General features: G+C 57.2%; 19 protein-coding genes. 11 read left to right on the top strand and 8 right to left on the bottom strand.

The genetic code is table 11. The features are described 5' to 3' along the window. Positions 1-12: 12 nt before the first annotated feature. Both petB and WG622_RS11310 read left to right on the top strand, forming a co-directional pair. Positions 13-1,335, top strand: a complete 1,323-nt coding sequence (gene petB, locus WG622_RS11315) for a cytochrome b (protein WP_209355151.1) — start codon at positions 13-15, stop codon at positions 1,333-1,335. Positions 1,336-1,349: 14 nt separating this feature from the next. Further along, positions 1,350-2,144, top strand: coding sequence for a cytochrome c1 (locus WG622_RS11310; protein ID WP_209355152.1), 795 nt, complete (start codon positions 1,350-1,352; stop codon positions 2,142-2,144). Between the two features lie 92 nt (positions 2,145-2,236). Here the strand turns inward: WG622_RS11310 and WG622_RS11305 are convergent, their stop codons facing one another. Together WG622_RS11305 and trhO are read right to left on the bottom strand one after the other, a co-directional pair. After that, the gene (locus WG622_RS11305) at positions 2,237-3,409 is read right to left on the bottom strand and encodes a winged helix-turn-helix domain-containing protein (RefSeq protein ID WP_339403676.1); all 1,173 of its coding nucleotides are present in this window, start codon (positions 3,407-3,409) and stop codon (positions 2,237-2,239) included. A 39-nt stretch (positions 3,410-3,448) separates the two neighbouring features. Continuing rightward, positions 3,449-4,357 carry an oxygen-dependent tRNA uridine(34) hydroxylase TrhO gene (trhO, locus tag WG622_RS11300; RefSeq protein ID WP_339403674.1) on the bottom strand — a complete coding sequence of 303 codons (909 nt, stop codon included), beginning with the start codon at positions 4,355-4,357 and terminating at the stop codon, positions 3,449-3,451. A 74-nt stretch (positions 4,358-4,431) separates the two neighbouring features. Here trhO and pncA point away from each other — a divergent pair, with 74 nt between their 5' ends. Beyond that, positions 4,432-5,028 carry a bifunctional nicotinamidase/pyrazinamidase gene (pncA, locus tag WG622_RS11295; RefSeq protein WP_339403673.1) on the top strand — a complete coding sequence of 199 codons (597 nt, stop codon included), beginning with the start codon at positions 4,432-4,434 and terminating at the stop codon, positions 5,026-5,028. Between the two features lie 63 nt (positions 5,029-5,091). Next, entirely contained in the window at positions 5,092-6,384 is a 1,293-nt protein-coding gene (gene pncB / locus WG622_RS11290; RefSeq protein ID WP_339403672.1) for a nicotinate phosphoribosyltransferase, read from the top strand. Here the strand turns inward: pncB and WG622_RS11285 are convergent. Continuing rightward, on the bottom strand, positions 6,381-7,346 hold the full coding sequence (locus tag WG622_RS11285) for a GlxA family transcriptional regulator (protein ID WP_339403671.1): 966 nt from the start codon (positions 7,344-7,346) through the stop codon (positions 6,381-6,383). The genes pncB and WG622_RS11285 overlap by 4 nt on opposite strands. Before the next feature lie 95 nt (positions 7,347-7,441). Further along, on the bottom strand, positions 7,442-8,437 hold the full coding sequence (locus WG622_RS11280; RefSeq protein WP_339403670.1) for an asparaginase: 996 nt from the start codon (positions 8,435-8,437) through the stop codon (positions 7,442-7,444). 227 nt (positions 8,438-8,664) lie between these two features. Here WG622_RS11280 and WG622_RS11275 point away from each other — a divergent pair, with 227 nt between their 5' ends. Further along, the gene (locus tag WG622_RS11275) at positions 8,665-9,135 is read left to right on the top strand and encodes an invasion associated locus B family protein (protein ID WP_245168803.1); all 471 of its coding nucleotides are present in this window, start codon (positions 8,665-8,667) and stop codon (positions 9,133-9,135) included. A 3-nt stretch (positions 9,136-9,138) separates the two neighbouring features. Here WG622_RS11275 and WG622_RS11270 read toward each other — a convergent pair whose 3' ends face one another. Continuing rightward, positions 9,139-9,441: an antibiotic biosynthesis monooxygenase family protein gene (locus WG622_RS11270; RefSeq protein ID WP_339403669.1), complete on the bottom strand. Its 303-nt coding sequence runs from the start codon at positions 9,439-9,441 to the stop codon at positions 9,139-9,141. 130 nt (positions 9,442-9,571) lie between these two features. On the opposite strand from WG622_RS11270, the gene rlmN reads away from it, so the two are divergent. Next, positions 9,572-10,759, top strand: a complete 1,188-nt coding sequence (rlmN, locus tag WG622_RS11265) for a dual-specificity RNA methyltransferase RlmN (RefSeq protein ID WP_339403668.1) — start codon at positions 9,572-9,574, stop codon at positions 10,757-10,759. Here rlmN and WG622_RS11260 read toward each other — a convergent pair. Then, positions 10,751-11,584 (bottom strand): 3-methyl-2-oxobutanoate hydroxymethyltransferase, encoded by an 834-nt coding sequence (locus tag WG622_RS11260; RefSeq protein ID WP_339403667.1) that lies wholly within the window; start codon positions 11,582-11,584, stop codon positions 10,751-10,753. The two genes, rlmN and WG622_RS11260, sit on opposite strands and share 9 nt — an antisense overlap. 12 nt (positions 11,585-11,596) lie before the next feature. Further along, entirely contained in the window at positions 11,597-12,439 is an 843-nt protein-coding gene (locus tag WG622_RS11255; RefSeq protein WP_339403666.1) for an LOG family protein, read from the bottom strand. 178 nt (positions 12,440-12,617) lie between these two features. Between WG622_RS11255 and dapD the strand changes: the two genes are divergently transcribed. Then, positions 12,618-13,445, top strand: coding sequence for a 2,3,4,5-tetrahydropyridine-2,6-dicarboxylate N-succinyltransferase (gene dapD, locus WG622_RS11250; RefSeq protein WP_339403665.1), 828 nt, complete (start codon positions 12,618-12,620; stop codon positions 13,443-13,445). On the opposite strand, the gene WG622_RS11245 is transcribed toward dapD, so the two are convergent. Then, complete coding sequence (locus WG622_RS11245) at positions 13,442-13,729, bottom strand: DUF6525 family protein (protein ID WP_339403664.1); 288 nt, start codon at positions 13,727-13,729, stop codon at positions 13,442-13,444. The two genes, dapD and WG622_RS11245, sit on opposite strands and share 4 nt — an antisense overlap. 109 nt (positions 13,730-13,838) lie before the next feature. Between WG622_RS11245 and WG622_RS11240 the strand changes: the two genes are divergently transcribed. The 4 genes from WG622_RS11240 (at position 13,839) to WG622_RS11225 (ending at position 16,491) form a co-directional block, all read left to right on the top strand. Further along, positions 13,839-14,204 (top strand): DUF8846 family protein, encoded by a 366-nt coding sequence (locus WG622_RS11240; protein WP_209355165.1) that lies wholly within the window; start codon positions 13,839-13,841, stop codon positions 14,202-14,204. Between the two features lie 141 nt (positions 14,205-14,345). Continuing rightward, positions 14,346-15,491: a succinyl-diaminopimelate desuccinylase gene (dapE, locus tag WG622_RS11235; protein WP_339403663.1), complete on the top strand. Its 1,146-nt coding sequence runs from the start codon at positions 14,346-14,348 to the stop codon at positions 15,489-15,491. Then, complete coding sequence (locus tag WG622_RS11230) at positions 15,488-15,910, top strand: GNAT family N-acetyltransferase (protein WP_339403662.1); 423 nt, start codon at positions 15,488-15,490, stop codon at positions 15,908-15,910. The genes dapE and WG622_RS11230 overlap by 4 nt, the downstream gene beginning before the upstream one ends. Then, positions 15,907-16,491, top strand: coding sequence for a TIGR04282 family arsenosugar biosynthesis glycosyltransferase (locus tag WG622_RS11225; RefSeq protein ID WP_339403661.1), 585 nt, complete (start codon positions 15,907-15,909; stop codon positions 16,489-16,491). The genes WG622_RS11230 and WG622_RS11225 overlap by 4 nt, the downstream gene beginning before the upstream one ends. The last annotated feature ends 18 nt before the right edge of the window (positions 16,492-16,509 follow it).

The following is a 16,509-nucleotide window of genomic DNA, read 5'->3' as shown; positions in this document are numbered from 1 at the left end:
GGAGCGCGAAGAATGTCTGGTATTCCTCACGATCATTACGAGCCAAAGTCTAACGGCGAAAAGTGGCTGCACAGCCGCCTGCCAGTTGTTGGTCTGCTCTATGACACCCTGATGATCCCAACCCCAAAGAACCTGAACTGGTGGTGGATCTGGGGCATCGTTCTGGCGTTCTGCCTGGCGCTGCAAATCGTCACTGGTATTGTTCTGGTGATGCACTACACCCCGCATGTGGATCTGGCGTTTGCTTCCGTTGAGCACATCATGCGCAACGTGAATGGCGGCCATATGATCCGTTACATGCACATGAACGGCGCGTCGCTGTTCTTCCTTGCTGTCTACATCCACATGTTCCGCGGTCTCTTCTATGGTTCCTATAAGGCTCCTCGCGAAGTCACCTGGATCATCGGTATGATCATCTATCTTCTGATGATGGCGACTGGTTTCATGGGCTACGTTCTGCCTTGGGGTCAGATGTCCTTCTGGGGCGCGACCGTGATCACCGGCCTGTTCGGTGCGGTTCCTTTCGTTGGCGATGCGCTGCAGACCTTCCTTCTGGGTGGCCCTGCGGTGGATAACGCAACCCTGAACCGTTTCTTCTCGCTGCACTATCTGCTGCCGTTTGTGATTGCAGGCCTCGTGATCGTTCACATTTGGGCCTTCCACACCACCGGCAACAACAACCCAACGGGTGTTGAAGTGCGTCGCGGCTCCAAAGAAGAAGCGGCGAAAGACACGCTGCCATTCTGGCCATACTTCGTGATCAAAGATCTCTTTGGTCTGGCAGTCGTTCTGGTGATCTTCTTCGCGGTTGTTGGCTTTATGCCGAACTACCTCGGCCACCCAGACAACTACATCGAAGCCAACCCTCTGGCGACACCAGCGCACATCGTTCCTGAATGGTACTTCCTGCCGTTCTACGCGATCCTGCGTGCCTTCACCGGCGACGTCTGGGTTGTGATGTTCGCAAGCTGGATCACCGGCGGCATCATCGACGCCAAGTTCTTTGGTGTTCTGGCGATGTTTGGTGCGATTGCGATCATGGCGCTGGCACCTTGGCTGGACACATCCCGTGTGCGCTCTGGTCAGTATCGCCCGATGTTCAAATGGTGGTATCGCCTTCTGCTTCTGGACTTCGTTGTCCTGATGTGGGCCGGCGCGATGCCAGCAGAGCCTCCATACTCCACCATCTCGCTGATCGGTGCGACCTACTGGTTCGCATACTTCCTGGTCATCCTGCCTTTGCTGGGTGTGATCGAGAAGCCTCTGCCTCAGCCAGAGACCATCGAAGACGACTTCAATGCCCATTACGGCAAACCAGCAGAACCTGCTGAATAAGAGGAAACGGGATAATGTTTAAGAAACTCGCGATCTCCGCAGTTGCCGCCCTGACCTTGACTTCGGGTGCTGCTATGGCCGCCGGTGGCGCTGGTCACGTGCACGACGTTGACTTCTCTTACGAAGGTCCTTTCGGGACCTTCGATCAGAACCAGCTTCAACGTGGTCTGAAAGTCTACACCGAAGTCTGCGCTGCCTGCCACGGCCTGCAGTATGTGCCTCTGCGTACATTGGCAGACGAGGGTGGTCCTCACTTCTCTGAAGCTGAGGTACGTCAGTATGCAGCAGATAACTTCGAAGTCTTTGACGCCGAGCTGGATGATTTCCGCGCGGCCAAGCCTGCGGACTTCTTCCCAGGATCCAACCTTGAGAACGCACCTGACCTGAGCCTCATGGCCAAGGCGCGTGCTGGTTTCCACGGCCCTTACGGCTCTGGCATCAACCAGTTCTTCAAAGGCATGGGCGGCGGTGAGTACATCTACTCCATTCTGGACGGCTACACTGGCAAAGAGAAAACTCAGGCTGGCACGACCTTCTACGAAAACACCGCCTTCCCAGGTGGCTGGATCGCTATGGCGCCTCCACTGGAAGACGGTCTGGTCGACTTTGACGACGGTCACGACAATTCGCTGCACCACATGGCAGAAGATGTCTCTGCCTTCCTGATGTGGACCGCAGAGCCTAAGATGATGGCACGTAAAGAAGCAGGCTTTATCGGGGTGTTCATCCTCGCGATTCTGTCTGTTCTGCTTTACCTGACCAACAAGAAGATCTGGGCGCCGCACAAGGGCAAAAAGACGTCTGCCTAAGCTTTAGGTGAGACGCATTTGAAAGGCCCCGCTTTATGCGGGGCTTTTTGTTTTTGCGGTGTCTTGGGGCGCTGCCCCAAACCCCGGGATATTTAAGCAAGAGAAAAAGGGGTGCCCCAAGTGACCTGCCCGCAGCCTACAAAGCGGCCCAAACGGTCCAGTTCGGCGTGGAGCTTGTTTTGTCGTGCCGCTGGCCATTTCACACGGGTTTCTGGCCAGAAGTTGATGACCGTGAGTTCTGATTTCGCGCGATTGGCTTTGACCTCGATGCGCCCGACAAAGCGGTCACCTTCGAGGATTGGATAGACGTAGTAACCCCATTTTCGTTTCGCGGCGGGAACAAACATTTCGATGCGGTAGTCAAAGCCAAAGAGGCGATCAAGGCGCGCACGGTCTCGGGTGACCGGATCGAAAGGGTTTACAATGCGCAGGCGGGAAGACGGCGCGACGAGATCCGCAAGGCGGGCCTCGATGTCTGGGGCGCCATAGGCCTGGGTGATCGTCTTGTCCGCGTTCTCGATTTCGACGGGGATGAGATTGGCTTTACTTAGCCACTCTTTGGTTTCCACAGATGTACTGGCATCCCAAAAACGCTGGATCTCTCTGGCGGTGCCAACGGCGATATGGTCAATCGCTTCGCCCAAGAGCCAGTCCAGCTCTGCGTCTTCGGACATCTCGCGCCTGCGCAGCTCTTCGGGAAAGACGCGTTCCGGCAGGTTGTAGAACTTGGTGAAGTCTTTGCGAAAACAGGTTGCGAGCTCTCCGGTGAGCCACATGTAATCCAACGCGCGTTTGTGTGGAGGCCGCGCCCACATTTCCTTGGGGCGGTCGTTCTTAGTGTCAAAGGCGTGGGTAGATAGGGCGCCTTCTTCCGTGATGCGGGCTTTGATGTCGCGCATCAGATCGGTGCCCGCGACTTCGGTGTACCAATGGTTGGCTTTCTTCTCCATCCGGCGGAACTGGCGTCGCCAGGCGGGCAGGGCCTTCATTGGAATAACTGAGGCGTCATGAGTGAAATGCTCAAAGATCAGCCGATCTTTGGCCAACAACGGATTGAGCATTTTCTCGCGGTAATTCTGATTGCGAGACCACAGGATATGATGATGCGCGCGGCTGACGGTTTGGATGGTGTCCAACTGCACGAAGCCGAGCTTTTCGATCATCCCATAGACATCAAGCGGGCCGGTGGGCGTCTCTGACAACCCCTGCGAGGCAAGCCAAAGCCAACGCGCCTGTTTATTGCTGATCCGTAAAGCTGCCTGCATGATGCCTCCTGTTTGGGCATCAAACATGAGGCTCTAAACTCAGTCCAGCCCGATGATGTGCTGCTCGCCACGCGCCCGCGCCAGAACCATCTGTTTCTGACGCTCGCGGAACCGCTCTTTGTCGCGCTCACTGGTTTCATCGACACAGTGATGACAGCTGACGCCCTGTTCATAGGCCGGGTTCGTGACATCTTCTGGCAGGATCGGACGGCGGCAAGCGTGGCACAGCAAATGCGGGCCTTCTTTCAGTCCGTGGCCGACCGAGACGCGTCCGTCAAAGACGAAACATTCGCCTTCCCAAGTGCTTTCCTCTTGGGGTACTTCCTCAAGGTATTTCAGGATGCCGCCCTTGAGGTGATAGACGTCCTCAACCCCTTGACCCAAGAGATAGTTCGTCGATTTCTCGCAACGAATGCCGCCGGTGCAGAACATGGCGATGCGCTTGTTGTGAAAACGGTCTTTGTTCTCTTCCCACCAGGCGGGAAACTCGCGGAAACTTGCGGTCTCTGGATCCACAGCACCCTGGAAAGTACCGATTGAGACCTCATAGTCGTTGCGCGTATCAATGGTGACCACATCAGGCGACTGGATCAGCTCGTTCCAATCCTGAGGATCCACGTAATTGCCAACATGCGCCGTCGGATCCACATTGGGCTGGCCCAGTGTGACGATCTCTTTTTTCAGCTTCACCTTCATACGCGGGAAAGGTTTCTCGCTGGCGGTGCTTTCTTTCCATTCGAAGTTCGCACAGCCCGGCAGGGATTGAATATGAGCGATCACCGCATCGATGCCTTTGCGCGGCCCGGCAATCGTGCCGTTGATGCCTTCATGCGCCAAGAGCAGCGTGCCCGTGATCTCATTCGCGAGACACAGATCCAGCAGCGGCTGACGCAAAGCCTGATGATCCTCAAAAGAGGTAAAGTGATAGAGCGCGCATACGGTATACATGCGCCGCGGCATACGCCTTGAGGCCTGTAACTTCAAGGACTAGGTTGTCGCACAAAGACCAACCGGAGGGCGGGATGCGTAACGCACTGATCGTGATTGATGTTCAAAATGATTTCTGCCCGGGCGGGGCTTTGGCGGTGCCAGAGGGCGATCAGATCGTCACAGGAATTAACGCACTGATGCCAGAGTTTGATGCGGTGATTCTGACGCAAGACTGGCACCCGGCGGGGCATAGTTCTTTTGCCAGCAGTCATTCGGGCAAAGGCCCTTACGAGACAGTAGAGATGGCTTATGGCACGCAGGTGCTGTGGCCTGATCACTGCGTGCAAGGCTCTAGCGGGGCGGACTTCCACAAAGACCTCGATACCACCCGCGCGGATATGATTATCCGCAAAGGCTATAACCCAGCCATCGACAGCTATTCAGCGTTTTTCGAAAATGACCAGACCACGCCTACGGGGCTTGAAGGATATCTCAAGACGCGCGGGATTTCCAATGTGACGATGGTGGGGCTGGCGACGGATTTCTGTGTGAATTTCTCGGCCCTGGATGCCGCGAAACTTGGGCTGAAGGTTTCCGTGCGCATGGACCTGTGTCGCGCAATTGATCTGGATGGATCGCTCGCCGCCGCAACCACGGCCATGGAAGACACAGGTGTGTCGCTTATCTAACTCCGCTTGCCAGAGGCGGCTGCGCGCTGCAAACTCCTTCCAAAGCATTTCCCGGAGACCCCTATGGTCGACATAGCCACCCGCGTCTGGACCCATAAGTGGAAGATTGACCCGATTGTCCGGTCTCTGATCGACACGGATTTCTACAAGCTCTTGATGTGTCAAAGCGTGTTTCGCAATCGGCCTGACACGCAGGTGCAGTTTTCTTTGATCAACCGCACGACCTCGGTGCCCTTGGCAGATCTCATCGACGAAGGTGAGCTGCGCGAGCAACTTGATCACGTGCGCTCGCTGTCGCTTAGTCGCGGTGAAAGCACCTGGCTGCGCGGCAACACCTTCTACGGCAAACGCCAGATGTTCCGTCCCGACTTCATGGAATGGTTCGAAAACCTGCGCCTGCCCGCCTATCATCTGGAGCGGATCGGAGATCAATATGAGCTGACCTTTGAAGGCACTTGGCCCGAAGTGATGCTCTGGGAGATCCCAGCGCTGTCGATCCTGATGGAGCTGCGGGGCAGGGCGCTGCTGCATTCGATGAAGAAATTTGAGATTCAGGTGCTTTATGCCCGCGCCATGACCAAACTCTGGGAAAAGATCGAAGTTTTGCAGAAGGTCGACAACCTTCGGATCGCGGATTTTGGCACTCGGCGGCGTCATAGCCATCTGTGGCAGGATTGGGCGGTGCAGGCCATGTGCGAGGGGCTGGGGGAAAAGTTCGTCGGCACGTCCAACTGCCTGATCGCCAAGCGCCATGATCTTGAGGCCATCGGCACCAACGCGCATGAATTGCCGATGGTCTATGCGGCTTTGGCCGAAGACGATGCGGAACTCGCGCAGGCGCCCTATCAGGTTCTGGCCGACTGGCATGAAGAGCACGACGGGAACCTGCGGATCATCCTGCCTGACACCTACGGCACTGAGGGCTTCTTGGCCAAAGCACCAGATTGGCTCGCGGGTTGGACCGGTATTCGTATCGACAGTGGCGACCCCGCAGGCGCCGCTGAGATCGCCATCAAATGGTGGAAGGACCGTGGTGAGGATCCTTCGCAAAAGCTGGTGATTTTCTCGGACGGTTTGGACGTGGAAAAGATCGCAGAGCTGCAGGCACAGTTCCAAGACCGCGTGCGCGTGTCCTTTGGCTGGGGCACCTTGTTAACCAACGACTTCCGCGGGCTGACACCGCAAGATCAACTCGCACCGTTCTCGCTGGTGTGCAAAGCGGTTGCCGCCAATGGTCGCCCGACGGTGAAACTTTCGGACAACCCAAACAAAGCGATGGGGCCGGCGGATCAGGTCGAACGCTACAAACGCGTGTTTGGTGTCGGCGTACAGGAACGCAGCGAAGTTCTGGTCTAGTCCTTTTCAGGATCACCACGCAGGCGATGCGGCGAGGTACCAAACCGCGCTCGGAACAGGCGCGAGAAATGGCTGGCGGTATTGAACCCACAAGCGACGCCCACAGCCGTTACCGTCATATTTGTCTGCAACAGCAGTTGTTGCGCGCGCTGCAGGCGTAGGTCGGTATAATACTTCTTGGGCGTCGCGCTCAGATACCGGCGGAACAGGCGTTCCAGTTGGCGTGTCGAGATATTCACGGTCTTGGCCAGATCCGAAGGGCGCAAGGGCTCTTCAAGATTGGTTTCCATCAACGCCAGAATTTCAGAGAGCTTGGGGTGGCGGAAGCCGACGCGGTCTGCGGCCTGAATACGCGCGGAATGCTGGATCACACGAATGCTGGTGTAATTCAAGAACCCAGCGACCAGATTGGCCAGCTTTTCAGAGCGCAATTGCGAGACATGAAACAGCATCAGATCAATCGCCGAGGTGCCACCCGATGAACAATAGGGCGACGCGCTGGAGGTGAAGGTGTATTCGGTCAAATCGACCTCGGGGAATTCTTCCATGAAGGCCTGGCGCTTTTCCCAATGAATGGTCGCGCGTTTGCCGTCCAAAAGGCCCGCCTTCGCAAGAACATATGCGCCGGTATAAAGCGCGCAAAGTGTTGCGCCGATCCGGTCCGCTTTGCGCAGAAATCCCGAGACCGCGGAAAGGTTCTGACGCTCTACATCGTCTCCGGTCACGAGGACGACAAAGTCTTCGCGTTGCGGCTCGTCCAAGGGGCCGTCGATGGGAAAACTACCGCCCAGCGCATCCGCCACGGGCGTGCCGTCTTCGCTGAGCACACGGATCTCAAAAGGCGCGCCTTCGCCATGTTTATTGGCAAGCTGCAGCACCACCAAGGCATGCGTAAAGGACAGCGCGGAATATCCGGGCATCAGAATAAAGGTGAAACGAGGTGTTTTGGTCCCTGCCGTCATGTCGTTCTTTTTGGGTGGCGCCCCTGAACAGAGCGCTGCCGAGTTGGTTTGACTGTTGGGATCATCCTAACGTGAGTGGCTGCAATTCCAAAAGGTTAATTCAAAATTGCTGAGGGCCGCATGTGGCCGGTCGACCAGCCGTTCGCGTTCTTGATGTCCCAGTTGATATAGCGCTGGGCATGCGGATGCGCCGGATCAAGCGCGCCGAGCTTCACGAGGATTGCAGCGATAGCGCATTCGGCCGCTCGGGTGGAGCCATCTGTGATCTTGAGCGCGACACCCAGTTTTTGTTCTGGCAGGATTGCGATGAAAAAGGCCTCGGCCCCGGTTTTGACAGCGATCTTGTTGTCTGCAGCGTTGATCAGGCGTTCACAGGCGCGCCCTTCGGCGGAAATCAGAACGGGGTATGTCGCCATAGCCCGATGGATGCGATAGGCGGCGCGGTTGCGCGCGTCGCCTTCGGGATTTGCTCCCGCAAAGAATCCCATAGCCCGCGCCATCCCCACAAGGCTCACTGCGTGGTTGGGCGCAGAGCAGCCGTCGATACCAAAGCCGGGGCTGGTTTCTCCGGTGACCTCTTCGAAAGCACTCAAGCAGGCTTGCTGCACGGGGTGATCGATCTCGATATATTCCGAATGCCCGCCAAGGTGTTTGTTCAACGTCAGAAAGCCTGCGTGTTTACCCGAGCAGTTGTTGTGCAGCTGGCAAGGTGTCTCGCCCGCGAGCAACATCGCGCGACGGCTTTCCTTGTGGCTGGGTTCATGGCTACCACACCGCAGGTCGGCTTCGCTCAGGCCAAGGTCAGACAGCCAAGACGCCACGCTTTCCGTGTGGATCGGTTGCGCGCCATGTGACGCGCAAGACAGCGCAATTTGCGCATCCGTCAGACCAAAGGCATCCGCCGCACCGCTTTCGACCAAAGGCAAGGCCTGCAGCATTTTTGCAGAGCTGCGCGGCAGCACGACCTTATCCGGATCTCCCCAAGCATGCACGATTTCACCTTGCGCATTGCAGACAACCGCATCCCCGTAATGGATGCTCTCTAGAATTGGGCCGCGTGTGATGTCGACCAAAGGCACGGATTGGGTCATGGTAACCTTCAATTTATGGCAAATTACCGCCAACGGGGCTTTATCCAGGCGGCACAATCAGAGTAGTGTAGCTGCATCGAGAAGAAAATGCCTGCGCTGATAAAAGATACAAGTGGCGGCGGGCGCGGTTGAGGATAAGCCAAGGCTTGGAGGCTGGCGATATGGGATTTGCAAAGATGCGCGGAGTGATTGGCGGGGCGTTTTTGGGCGCAGCATGTGTGTTTGGCATGCAGGCGGCGGCTCAGGAAAGTACGAACCAAGTGGCGGCCAAGACCGACTGGAGCGTGTTTGAGGATGTGAACCCCAAGGAATGCTGGGCTGTTTCCACCTTTAAGGAAAGCGTGAACACCCGCGACGGCGCGGTGGTTGCTGTGCGCAGAACCCAGACCTTGTTGATGGTCTTCTACCGTCCAGAGGCGGGCGTGCGCGGCCAAGTGGGCTTTACCGGCGGCTATCCGTTTAAATCTGGCTCGACGGTTAATCTGAAAATCGACAATGACAGCTTTGACCTCTTTACTGAAGGCGAATGGGCATGGCCCTCTACTGCCGACGAAGACGCCAAGATCGTCGCTGCCATGAAGCGTGGCAAACAGGCGGTTCTGGTCGGTGTCTCGGGTCGCGGGACGCGCACCCAAGACACATTCTCTTTGTTGGGCTTCACCGCTGCTGTAGATGACGCGGGCAAGCGCTGTAGCTAACGCTCAGGTCGTGGCCTGCACCTCATAGTGGGTCATGACCATGGTGCTTTCATCCAGCACTTCGACCAATCCCATAAGTTCTGGAAATTTGGCCGGGTTGAAATTTTCAGCGGCCTTTTTGGCATGCGCCATGCTTTGCCATTCGACCAGATCAAGGAACTCTCCGTCCTCAGTCACAGCAATTTTGCGCGACAGAAAACCGGGTTGGGCCGTGGCGAAGGACTGGCTGTCGTGCCACGCCGCGACGGCGGCCTCAACAGCGACACCGGGTTTCGTGCGATAGCGGACGGTTTCAAGTACGGGCATGTATTCCTCCTGTGTATGTTGCAGTCCTGAGCCTCTCATAGCGTCCCGTCAACCAATGACAGCTGCGCAAAGCGTTGCATTTCGCTATAGTTCGTGTATCTGACGCCTCTGATTTCCCGGAGACCAAGCCATGTCCGCCAGCGCACCGATCACGCAGGATGTTATGACCATTCCTCGCAAGACCCCCGAAGGGGGCAAGATCAACCTCGTCGGGTTGACGCGGGATCAACTGCGCGCGGTGTTGATTGAGCACGGCACCAAGGAAAAGCAGGCCAAGATGCGCGTGGGGCAGATCTGGCAATGGATCTACCAATGGGGCGTACGCGATTTCCACGAAATGACCAATCTGGCGAAAGCCTATCGGGCCGAGCTGGATGCGAAATTCGTGATCGAGATCCCAGAGGTCGTGAGCAAACAGGTCTCAACCGATGGAACACGGAAATATCTGGTGCGGATCGCGGGCGGTCATGAGGTCGAGGTGGTCTATATCCCCGAGGATGATCGCGGCACTTTGTGTATTTCGTCTCAGGTTGGCTGCACGCTGACCTGCTCCTTCTGTCACACGGGCACGCAGAAACTGGTGCGTAACCTGACTGCCGGTGAGATCGTCGGGCAGGTGATGATGGCGCGCGATGATCTAGAGGAATGGCCTGTGCCGGGCGCACCTAAGGACGAAACGCGCTTGCTGTCCAATATCGTGCTGATGGGCATGGGCGAGCCGCTCTATAATTTCGAGAACGTGCGCGACGCGATGAAGATCGCGATGGATCCAGAGGGGATTGCGCTCAGCCGTCGCCGTATTACGCTCTCGACCTCTGGCGTTGTGCCAGAGATCGCCCGGACTGCTGAAGAGATCGGCTGCCTCTTGGCGATTTCTTTCCACGCAACCACGGATGACGTGCGCGATGTCTTGGTGCCGATCAACAAGCGTTGGAATATCGAAGAGCTGCTGGGTGCGCTGGCCGCCTATCCAAAGGTTTCCAACTCCGAGCGGATCACCTTTGAATATGTGATGCTCGATGGGGTGAACGACACCGATGAGGACGCGCATCGTCTGATCGATCACATCAAGCGCCACAACATTCCCGCCAAGATCAATCTGATCCCGTTCAACGAATGGCCCGGTGCGCCCTATAAACGGTCCTCCAACAACCGGATCCGTGCGTTCGCCAATATTGTCTATCAAGCAGGCTACGCTAGCCCGATCCGCAAGACCCGCGGTGACGACATCATGGCGGCCTGTGGCCAGTTGAAATCAGCAACGGAGCGCGCCCGAAAGTCTCGCAAACAGATCGAGTCTGAAGCCGGGTTAGGTTGAGGACGTCAGCTTACCAAGGGCATTTTGAAAGACTTCAAACTGCCCTTCCTTCATGCGCACAGTTTCAGACGAATCTGGAAAACTACCGTCTTGCACCGATTGCCTATACGCAGACATGGCTTGGACGCGCTTTGCATAAATTTGCTGGTGCAGGCCGTGTAAGTCGGCATATGCGCGTGCGTGACGCGGACGAGATGCCGCCTCGCCACAGATGTCTTCCTGGAACAAATAGTCAATGTCACCGCCAGGGCCAGAACCCAGCGACACAACGGACAAAGAGACGCTCTTGGCGATTTCAGTCAAAACATCCGATGCGATAACCTCTGCCTCGACCATCACGGCTCCGGCGTTCTCCAGATCTTTGAAAGCCTGATACAGCTCGATGGCTTCTTCGGCAGAACGCCCCATCGCCCGAATTCCGCCAGTCCACATGGATGTTCGGGGTACCAAGCCCAAATGTCCCATGACAGGAACTTGCGCAGTCGCAAGCATTTCGACAACTTGTGGTTCGCGGGGGCAATAAATCGCATCCGCGCCTGCTTCGAGCAGCTTATAGGCCTGCCGCAAGACCTCGCCCGCGGTTGGAAAGTTCCACATGTGAACTCCGGCGGTTATAAACATTTTGGGCGCACCTGTTCGCATCTCTGCCAAAATCGGTGCGCTACCTACCAGCATGTCGATGCCCGCCTCGGCCGCAGCGGAGGCTTGCTCGGCGTTCACAGCCGTCGTCTGGGTAAACTTGCGCTTGCCTTTTCCGTCGCGCAGGCACTTCAGCGTAAGCGTTCTTTCGGTCGGTTGACCTGCAAAGGAAAAGGTTTTTTTCATATCAGCTCTTTCTTACCTTCCCGGGATCGCGTCGCGTTTGCCGGTTGCACCCCAGTTTTCAATCGCCTCCACGGCCTCTTGCGCGGTTTCGACAAACTGGAAAAGCTCCAGATCATCTGCCGAGATTGTGCCTGCATCCGACAGGGCTTCCCAATTGATGATCTTTTCCCAGAAGGCGCGGCCAAAGAGCAAGAACGGCACGCGTTCCATGCGGCCGGTTTGAATGAGGGTCAGAGCCTCAAACAGCTCGTCCATCGTGCCAAAGCCGCCCGGAAACACCGTGATCGCCCGCGCGCGCATCAGGAAATGCATCTTGCGGATCGCAAAATAATGGAAGTTGAAACACAGCTCGGGCGTCACATACTCATTCGGCGCTTGCTCGTGCGGCAGTACGATATTGAGGCCAATTGATTTGCCACCCGCATCCACGGCTCCGCGGTTGCCTGCTTCCATCACGCCAGGCCCGCCGCCGGTGACGATCACGTTCTCGCGCCCACCGGTTTCCATGGACTTCAAGGTCATCAGCCGCGCGAATTCACGCGCCTCGTCGTAGAACTCTGACAGATCCGCCAAAGTCTGTGTGCGCGCTTGGTCCTTTTTGGACGGCTCAGGAATGCGCGCGCCGCCAAACAGAACAATCGTGCTTACGATCCCCTGTTCGTCCTGAAGCATTTCAGGTTTCAACAGTTCCAGTTGCAATCTAACCGGCCTTAGCGCGTCCTGACACAGGAAATCATCATCCGCGAAGGCCAGACGATAGGCCGGATGCCGCGTCTGGGGCGTGTCAGGCACGTGTTTGGCCGAGCTGCGGTCCGTATGGGCATCGCGAAACGGGGTGCGGGGATCTGTGGTCATGAATGGGTCCTGCAACAAAATACTCTTCTTTGTTGGTCAAGCTAGCCGCTGGCCGCATCCGTGACCAGCCACAACCGCGCGATGTCGCAATTCCTGCGATAAACGCCCGATTCTGCGGGTGACGCCGCCTTAGGCTTTCGCTATCAAGACGCAACTTTATTTGATCGGAGCGACTCTCATGTCCAATGCACAGCTCGAAACTGCCATCGAAGCCGCCTGGGAGGCGCGCGACACCATCACGCCTGCTACCACAGGCGAAACCCGTGAAGCCATCGAAGACACGCTGAACGCGCTGGACGGTGGTCGGCTGCGCGTCGCGGAAAAGCTGGAAGATGGCAGCTGGCACGTGAACCAATGGGCCAAGAAAGCCGTTCTGCTGGGCTTCCGCATCAAAGACATGGAAGAGCAATCTGGCGGCCCTCAGGGTTCCGGCTGGTGGGACAAAGTCGACAGCAAGTTCAAAGGCTGGGGCGAAAACCAATGGTCTGCAGCAGGCTTCCGCGCGGTGCCGAACGCTGTTGTTCGCAAATCTGCTTTTATCGCGCCTGGCGTGGTTCTGATGCCGTCTTTCGTGAACCTCGGCGCTTATGTTGACGAAGGAACGATGGTCGACACTTGGGCCACCGTCGGCTCTTGCGCGCAGATCGGGAAGAACGTGCACCTCTCTGGCGGCGTTGGCATCGGTGGTGTACTGGAGCCTATGCAGGCAGGCCCAACCATCATTGAAGACAATTGCTTTATCGGCGCGCGCTCTGAGGTGGTCGAGGGCTGTATCGTCCGCGAAGGTTCCGTTCTGGGCATGGGCGTCTTTATCGGCCAGTCCACCAAGATCGTGGATCGTGAAACCGGCGAAGTTATGTATGGCGAAGTGCCGCCTTATTCGGTGGTCGTTGCGGGTTCCATGCCATCCAAGAACGGTATCAACCTCTACTGCGCGGTGATCGTGAAGCGCGTGGACGAAAAGACTCGCTCTAAGACCGGCATCAACGAGTTGCTGCGCGACTAAGCGCTGCGCAAATCGTCAATCGGATAGGACGCGCCCCAGACCTCGGGCGCGTCTTTTTTCATTTTGGAGACCTCGCAGTGGGTCAGGTAGCTGAGCGCCGCGTCTCGGTTCCCATTGTGTTTGCTGAGAGCCTTGTGCCAGAGCCTGAGTGTTGATTTCGCAGACCACGGCAGATCGGCGCTCGCCAGCCATTTGCGCAGCTCGCAGGGCAAGCGATCAAACTCTGCCATAGGGTGGGCAGAGCGTCGGTTTTTTCTGAGGCTGGTGCGGAGGTTCTTGGTCATCAAACTCTGTCGCGTTACGGAGTGTCGTATATGTAATGTCATAACATACAAGCGCAAGCCCGTTTCCGGCTCGCTTGACATTTGCGCGCGCCGCGCACAAAGCAGACCTATGGATAAGCCACGCAAAAAACCCTCTCGTCAGCAGGCGTTCACCCTTTTGGTTCAGGTCGGTCGCAAGGATGGCGACGGGCTGCCGGAGGGCGCGACCGGTGGTGCTTTGATGATCTACGCCTCCGGCGTGGATGAGGCCGAAGCGGTGCGTGAGACGGTCGCGATTCTAAAGCAAGCGGACCTCGCGCCTTTGGATGTGACAGGCTATGGCACATTGGCTGAGCGCGAGGCGCAGGGGCATGAGATTCACGACGACGAGCGTGCATTGATGCAGCGCGCTTTGGATGAAAATTCTGTGGTGGTGGCCCAGATGACGCCGTTCTTCAATGGCGAAGAAAGCACCTCAGACGAGGTCGAGCACTAGGGGCGCTGCCCCTCGAGTGCAGGATCTGACGATCCTTCCCCCCTCACCCCGGGATATTTTTAGCAAGAGAAAGCGCGAACGGTCTGTTTGCCCTTTTGGTCAAAGCGCGTTACCCAATGGCCAAAGAACATGAGGTCGCGCATGACACAGATTGATCCAGCCCAGCTTACAGCAGATCTTATCCGCTGCCCGTCAGTGACGCCCGAAGAGGGTGGGGCCTTGGTTTTGCTTGGTGAAATGCTGACCCAGGCGGGTTTCGAGGTGTCGCGCGCAGACCGAGGAGAGGTCTGCAATCTGGTGGCGCGTTGGGGTACCAAAGGGCACGCAAAAACCTTCGGGTTCAACGGCCATACCGATGTGGTGCCTGTGGGGGATGAGGCTTCTTGGACGGTCGATCCCTTTGGCGCCGAAATCAAAGACGGCATCATGTACGGGCGTGGCGCGACGGATATGAAGTCCGGTGTCGCGGCCTTCGTGGCGGCTGCGATTGATCTGGTGCAGGACACCCCGCCTGATGGTGCGATCCTGATCACAGTGACGGGCGACGAAGAAGGCCCTGCTTTGCATGGGACGACAGCTATTCTCGATCACATGGCGGAGACAGGCGAGAAAATGTCCGTCTGTCTTGTCGGGGAACCAACTTGCCCTGAGACCATGGGCGACATGATTAAAATCGGCCGTCGTGGCTCGATGACGGCGTGGTTTACCTATCGCGGAAAGCAGGGCCATTCCGCCTATCCGCATCGCGCGCGCAATCCGCTGCCAGCGATGGCGAAACTGATGGATCTGATGGCCTCACATTCTCTGGATGAAGGGACCGAGCATTTTGATACCTCCACAGTGGCGGTTGTCACTATGGACACCGGCAATGAGGCGACCAATGTGATCCCGGCGGAATGTGCGTCGGCCGTCAACATCCGTTTCAACGACGCACATACTGGCGAAAGCCTGACCGAGTGGATGCAGTCCTTGGTTCAGAAAGTGACAGACGAGACAGGGATCCTGATCGAGATAGCCGTCAAAATCTCGGGCGAGAGTTTCATTACGCCACCCGGCGCTTTGTCTGACCTTGTGGGCCGCGCGGTTGAGGCTGAGACCGGATTGGTGCCCGAACTGTCCACCACCGGCGGCACCTCGGATGCGCGTTTCATCAAAAACCACTGCCCTGTTGTGGAGTTTGGCCTTGTAGGCAAGACCATGCATCAAGTCGACGAAAACGTGCCTGTGGAACAAATCCACCAGCTCAAAGCGATCTATAGCCGCATCCTCAAGGACTATTTCGCGTGAGTCTTTTGATTGAGCGCAGCGATGATCTAGAGACCTGTCTGGCACTGCGTCATGAGGTTTTCGTCGTTGAGCAGAATGTGTCCTTGGAAGAAGAGCAGGACGGGCTCGACCCCGAGGCCGTGCATTTTCTGGCCAGCATTGACGGTGCGCCCGTTGGCACCCTTCGGATACTGATCAAAGGCGATACGGGAAAAATCGGTCGTATCTGTGTAGTGCAATCTGCACGTGGTACGGGCTGTGGCGCAAGTCTCGTGCGCTCGGCCTTGGCCTATCTGAGCACGGTGCCGGATGTCACACGCGCCATGCTCGGGTCTCAGGAACATGCCATTGGGTTTTATGAATGTCTGGGCTTTGTCGCCTTTGGGGCAACCTATATGGACGCAGGCATTCCACATCGCGATATGGAGCGCTCCCTGTGAAGCCCACGCTGGTCATCATGGTCAAAGAACCGCATCCGGGTCGTGTTAAAACCCGACTCGGCCGCGATATCGGACTGACGTCCTCCGCATGGTGGTTCCGCCATCAAGTCGCGGCCTTGCTGCGACGCATCGAAGATCCACGCTGGGAAACTGTTCTGGCGGTTGCTCCTGATGTCGAAGGGTTGAAAAGCCGTGTTTGGCCCGAACATTTGCCGCGGTTACCGCAAGGACCGGGCAATCTGGGCGATCGCATGGCACGCGTGTTTCGCACCATGCCCAAAGGGCCTGTTTGCATTATTGGCGCGGATATTCCAGGCATCACTCGCGCGCGGGTGGGCGAGGCCTTCAAGGCGCTGGGCAATCATGATGCGGTCTTTGGGCCCGCGCCAGACGGTGGCTATTGGCTGGTTGGGATGAAACGCCAGCGTCCTGTACCACCACAGCTGTTTGAGGGCGTGCGCTGGTCGACGGACACGGCCTTGGCGGACAGCGCTGCGACCATGAAGGGCTTGTCGATTGCCCATGTGGCAACGCTGCGGGACGTGGACACCTTGGCCGATCTCAAGTCACTTTCTCGGTGACGCCCCAATCCTGCCGTG

Source organism: Cognatishimia coralii (assembly GCF_037478305.1).
Taxonomy (GTDB): Bacteria; Pseudomonadota; Alphaproteobacteria; order Rhodobacterales; family Rhodobacteraceae; genus Cognatishimia; species Cognatishimia coralii.
This window is presented reverse-complemented; position numbering and strand designations above follow the sequence as displayed.

Excerpts from the sequence above, each read along its gene's own strand:
- petB (WP_209355151.1), top strand. The coding sequence starts at position 13 with ATGTCTGGTATTCCTCACGATCATTACGAGCCAAAGTCTAACGGCGAA.
- WG622_RS11310 (WP_209355152.1), top strand. The coding sequence starts at position 1,350 with ATGTTTAAGAAACTCGCGATCTCCGCAGTTGCCGCCCTGACCTTGACT.
- WG622_RS11305 (WP_339403676.1), bottom strand. The coding sequence starts at position 3,409 with ATGCAGGCAGCTTTACGGATCAGCAATAAACAGGCGCGTTGGCTTTGG.
- trhO (WP_339403674.1), bottom strand. The coding sequence starts at position 4,357 with ATGTATACCGTATGCGCGCTCTATCACTTTACCTCTTTTGAGGATCAT.
- pncA (WP_339403673.1), top strand. The coding sequence starts at position 4,432 with ATGCGTAACGCACTGATCGTGATTGATGTTCAAAATGATTTCTGCCCG.
- pncB (WP_339403672.1), top strand. The coding sequence starts at position 5,092 with ATGGTCGACATAGCCACCCGCGTCTGGACCCATAAGTGGAAGATTGAC.
- WG622_RS11285 (WP_339403671.1), bottom strand. The coding sequence starts at position 7,346 with ATGACGGCAGGGACCAAAACACCTCGTTTCACCTTTATTCTGATGCCC.
- WG622_RS11280 (WP_339403670.1), bottom strand. The coding sequence starts at position 8,437 with ATGACCCAATCCGTGCCTTTGGTCGACATCACACGCGGCCCAATTCTA.
- WG622_RS11275 (WP_245168803.1), top strand. The coding sequence starts at position 8,665 with ATGCAGGCGGCGGCTCAGGAAAGTACGAACCAAGTGGCGGCCAAGACC.
- WG622_RS11270 (WP_339403669.1), bottom strand. The coding sequence starts at position 9,441 with ATGCCCGTACTTGAAACCGTCCGCTATCGCACGAAACCCGGTGTCGCT.
- rlmN (WP_339403668.1), top strand. The coding sequence starts at position 9,572 with ATGTCCGCCAGCGCACCGATCACGCAGGATGTTATGACCATTCCTCGC.
- WG622_RS11260 (WP_339403667.1), bottom strand. The coding sequence starts at position 11,584 with ATGAAAAAAACCTTTTCCTTTGCAGGTCAACCGACCGAAAGAACGCTT.
- WG622_RS11255 (WP_339403666.1), bottom strand. The coding sequence starts at position 12,439 with ATGACCACAGATCCCCGCACCCCGTTTCGCGATGCCCATACGGACCGC.
- dapD (WP_339403665.1), top strand. The coding sequence starts at position 12,618 with ATGTCCAATGCACAGCTCGAAACTGCCATCGAAGCCGCCTGGGAGGCG.
- WG622_RS11245 (WP_339403664.1), bottom strand. The coding sequence starts at position 13,729 with ATGACCAAGAACCTCCGCACCAGCCTCAGAAAAAACCGACGCTCTGCC.
- WG622_RS11240 (WP_209355165.1), top strand. The coding sequence starts at position 13,839 with ATGGATAAGCCACGCAAAAAACCCTCTCGTCAGCAGGCGTTCACCCTT.
- dapE (WP_339403663.1), top strand. The coding sequence starts at position 14,346 with ATGACACAGATTGATCCAGCCCAGCTTACAGCAGATCTTATCCGCTGC.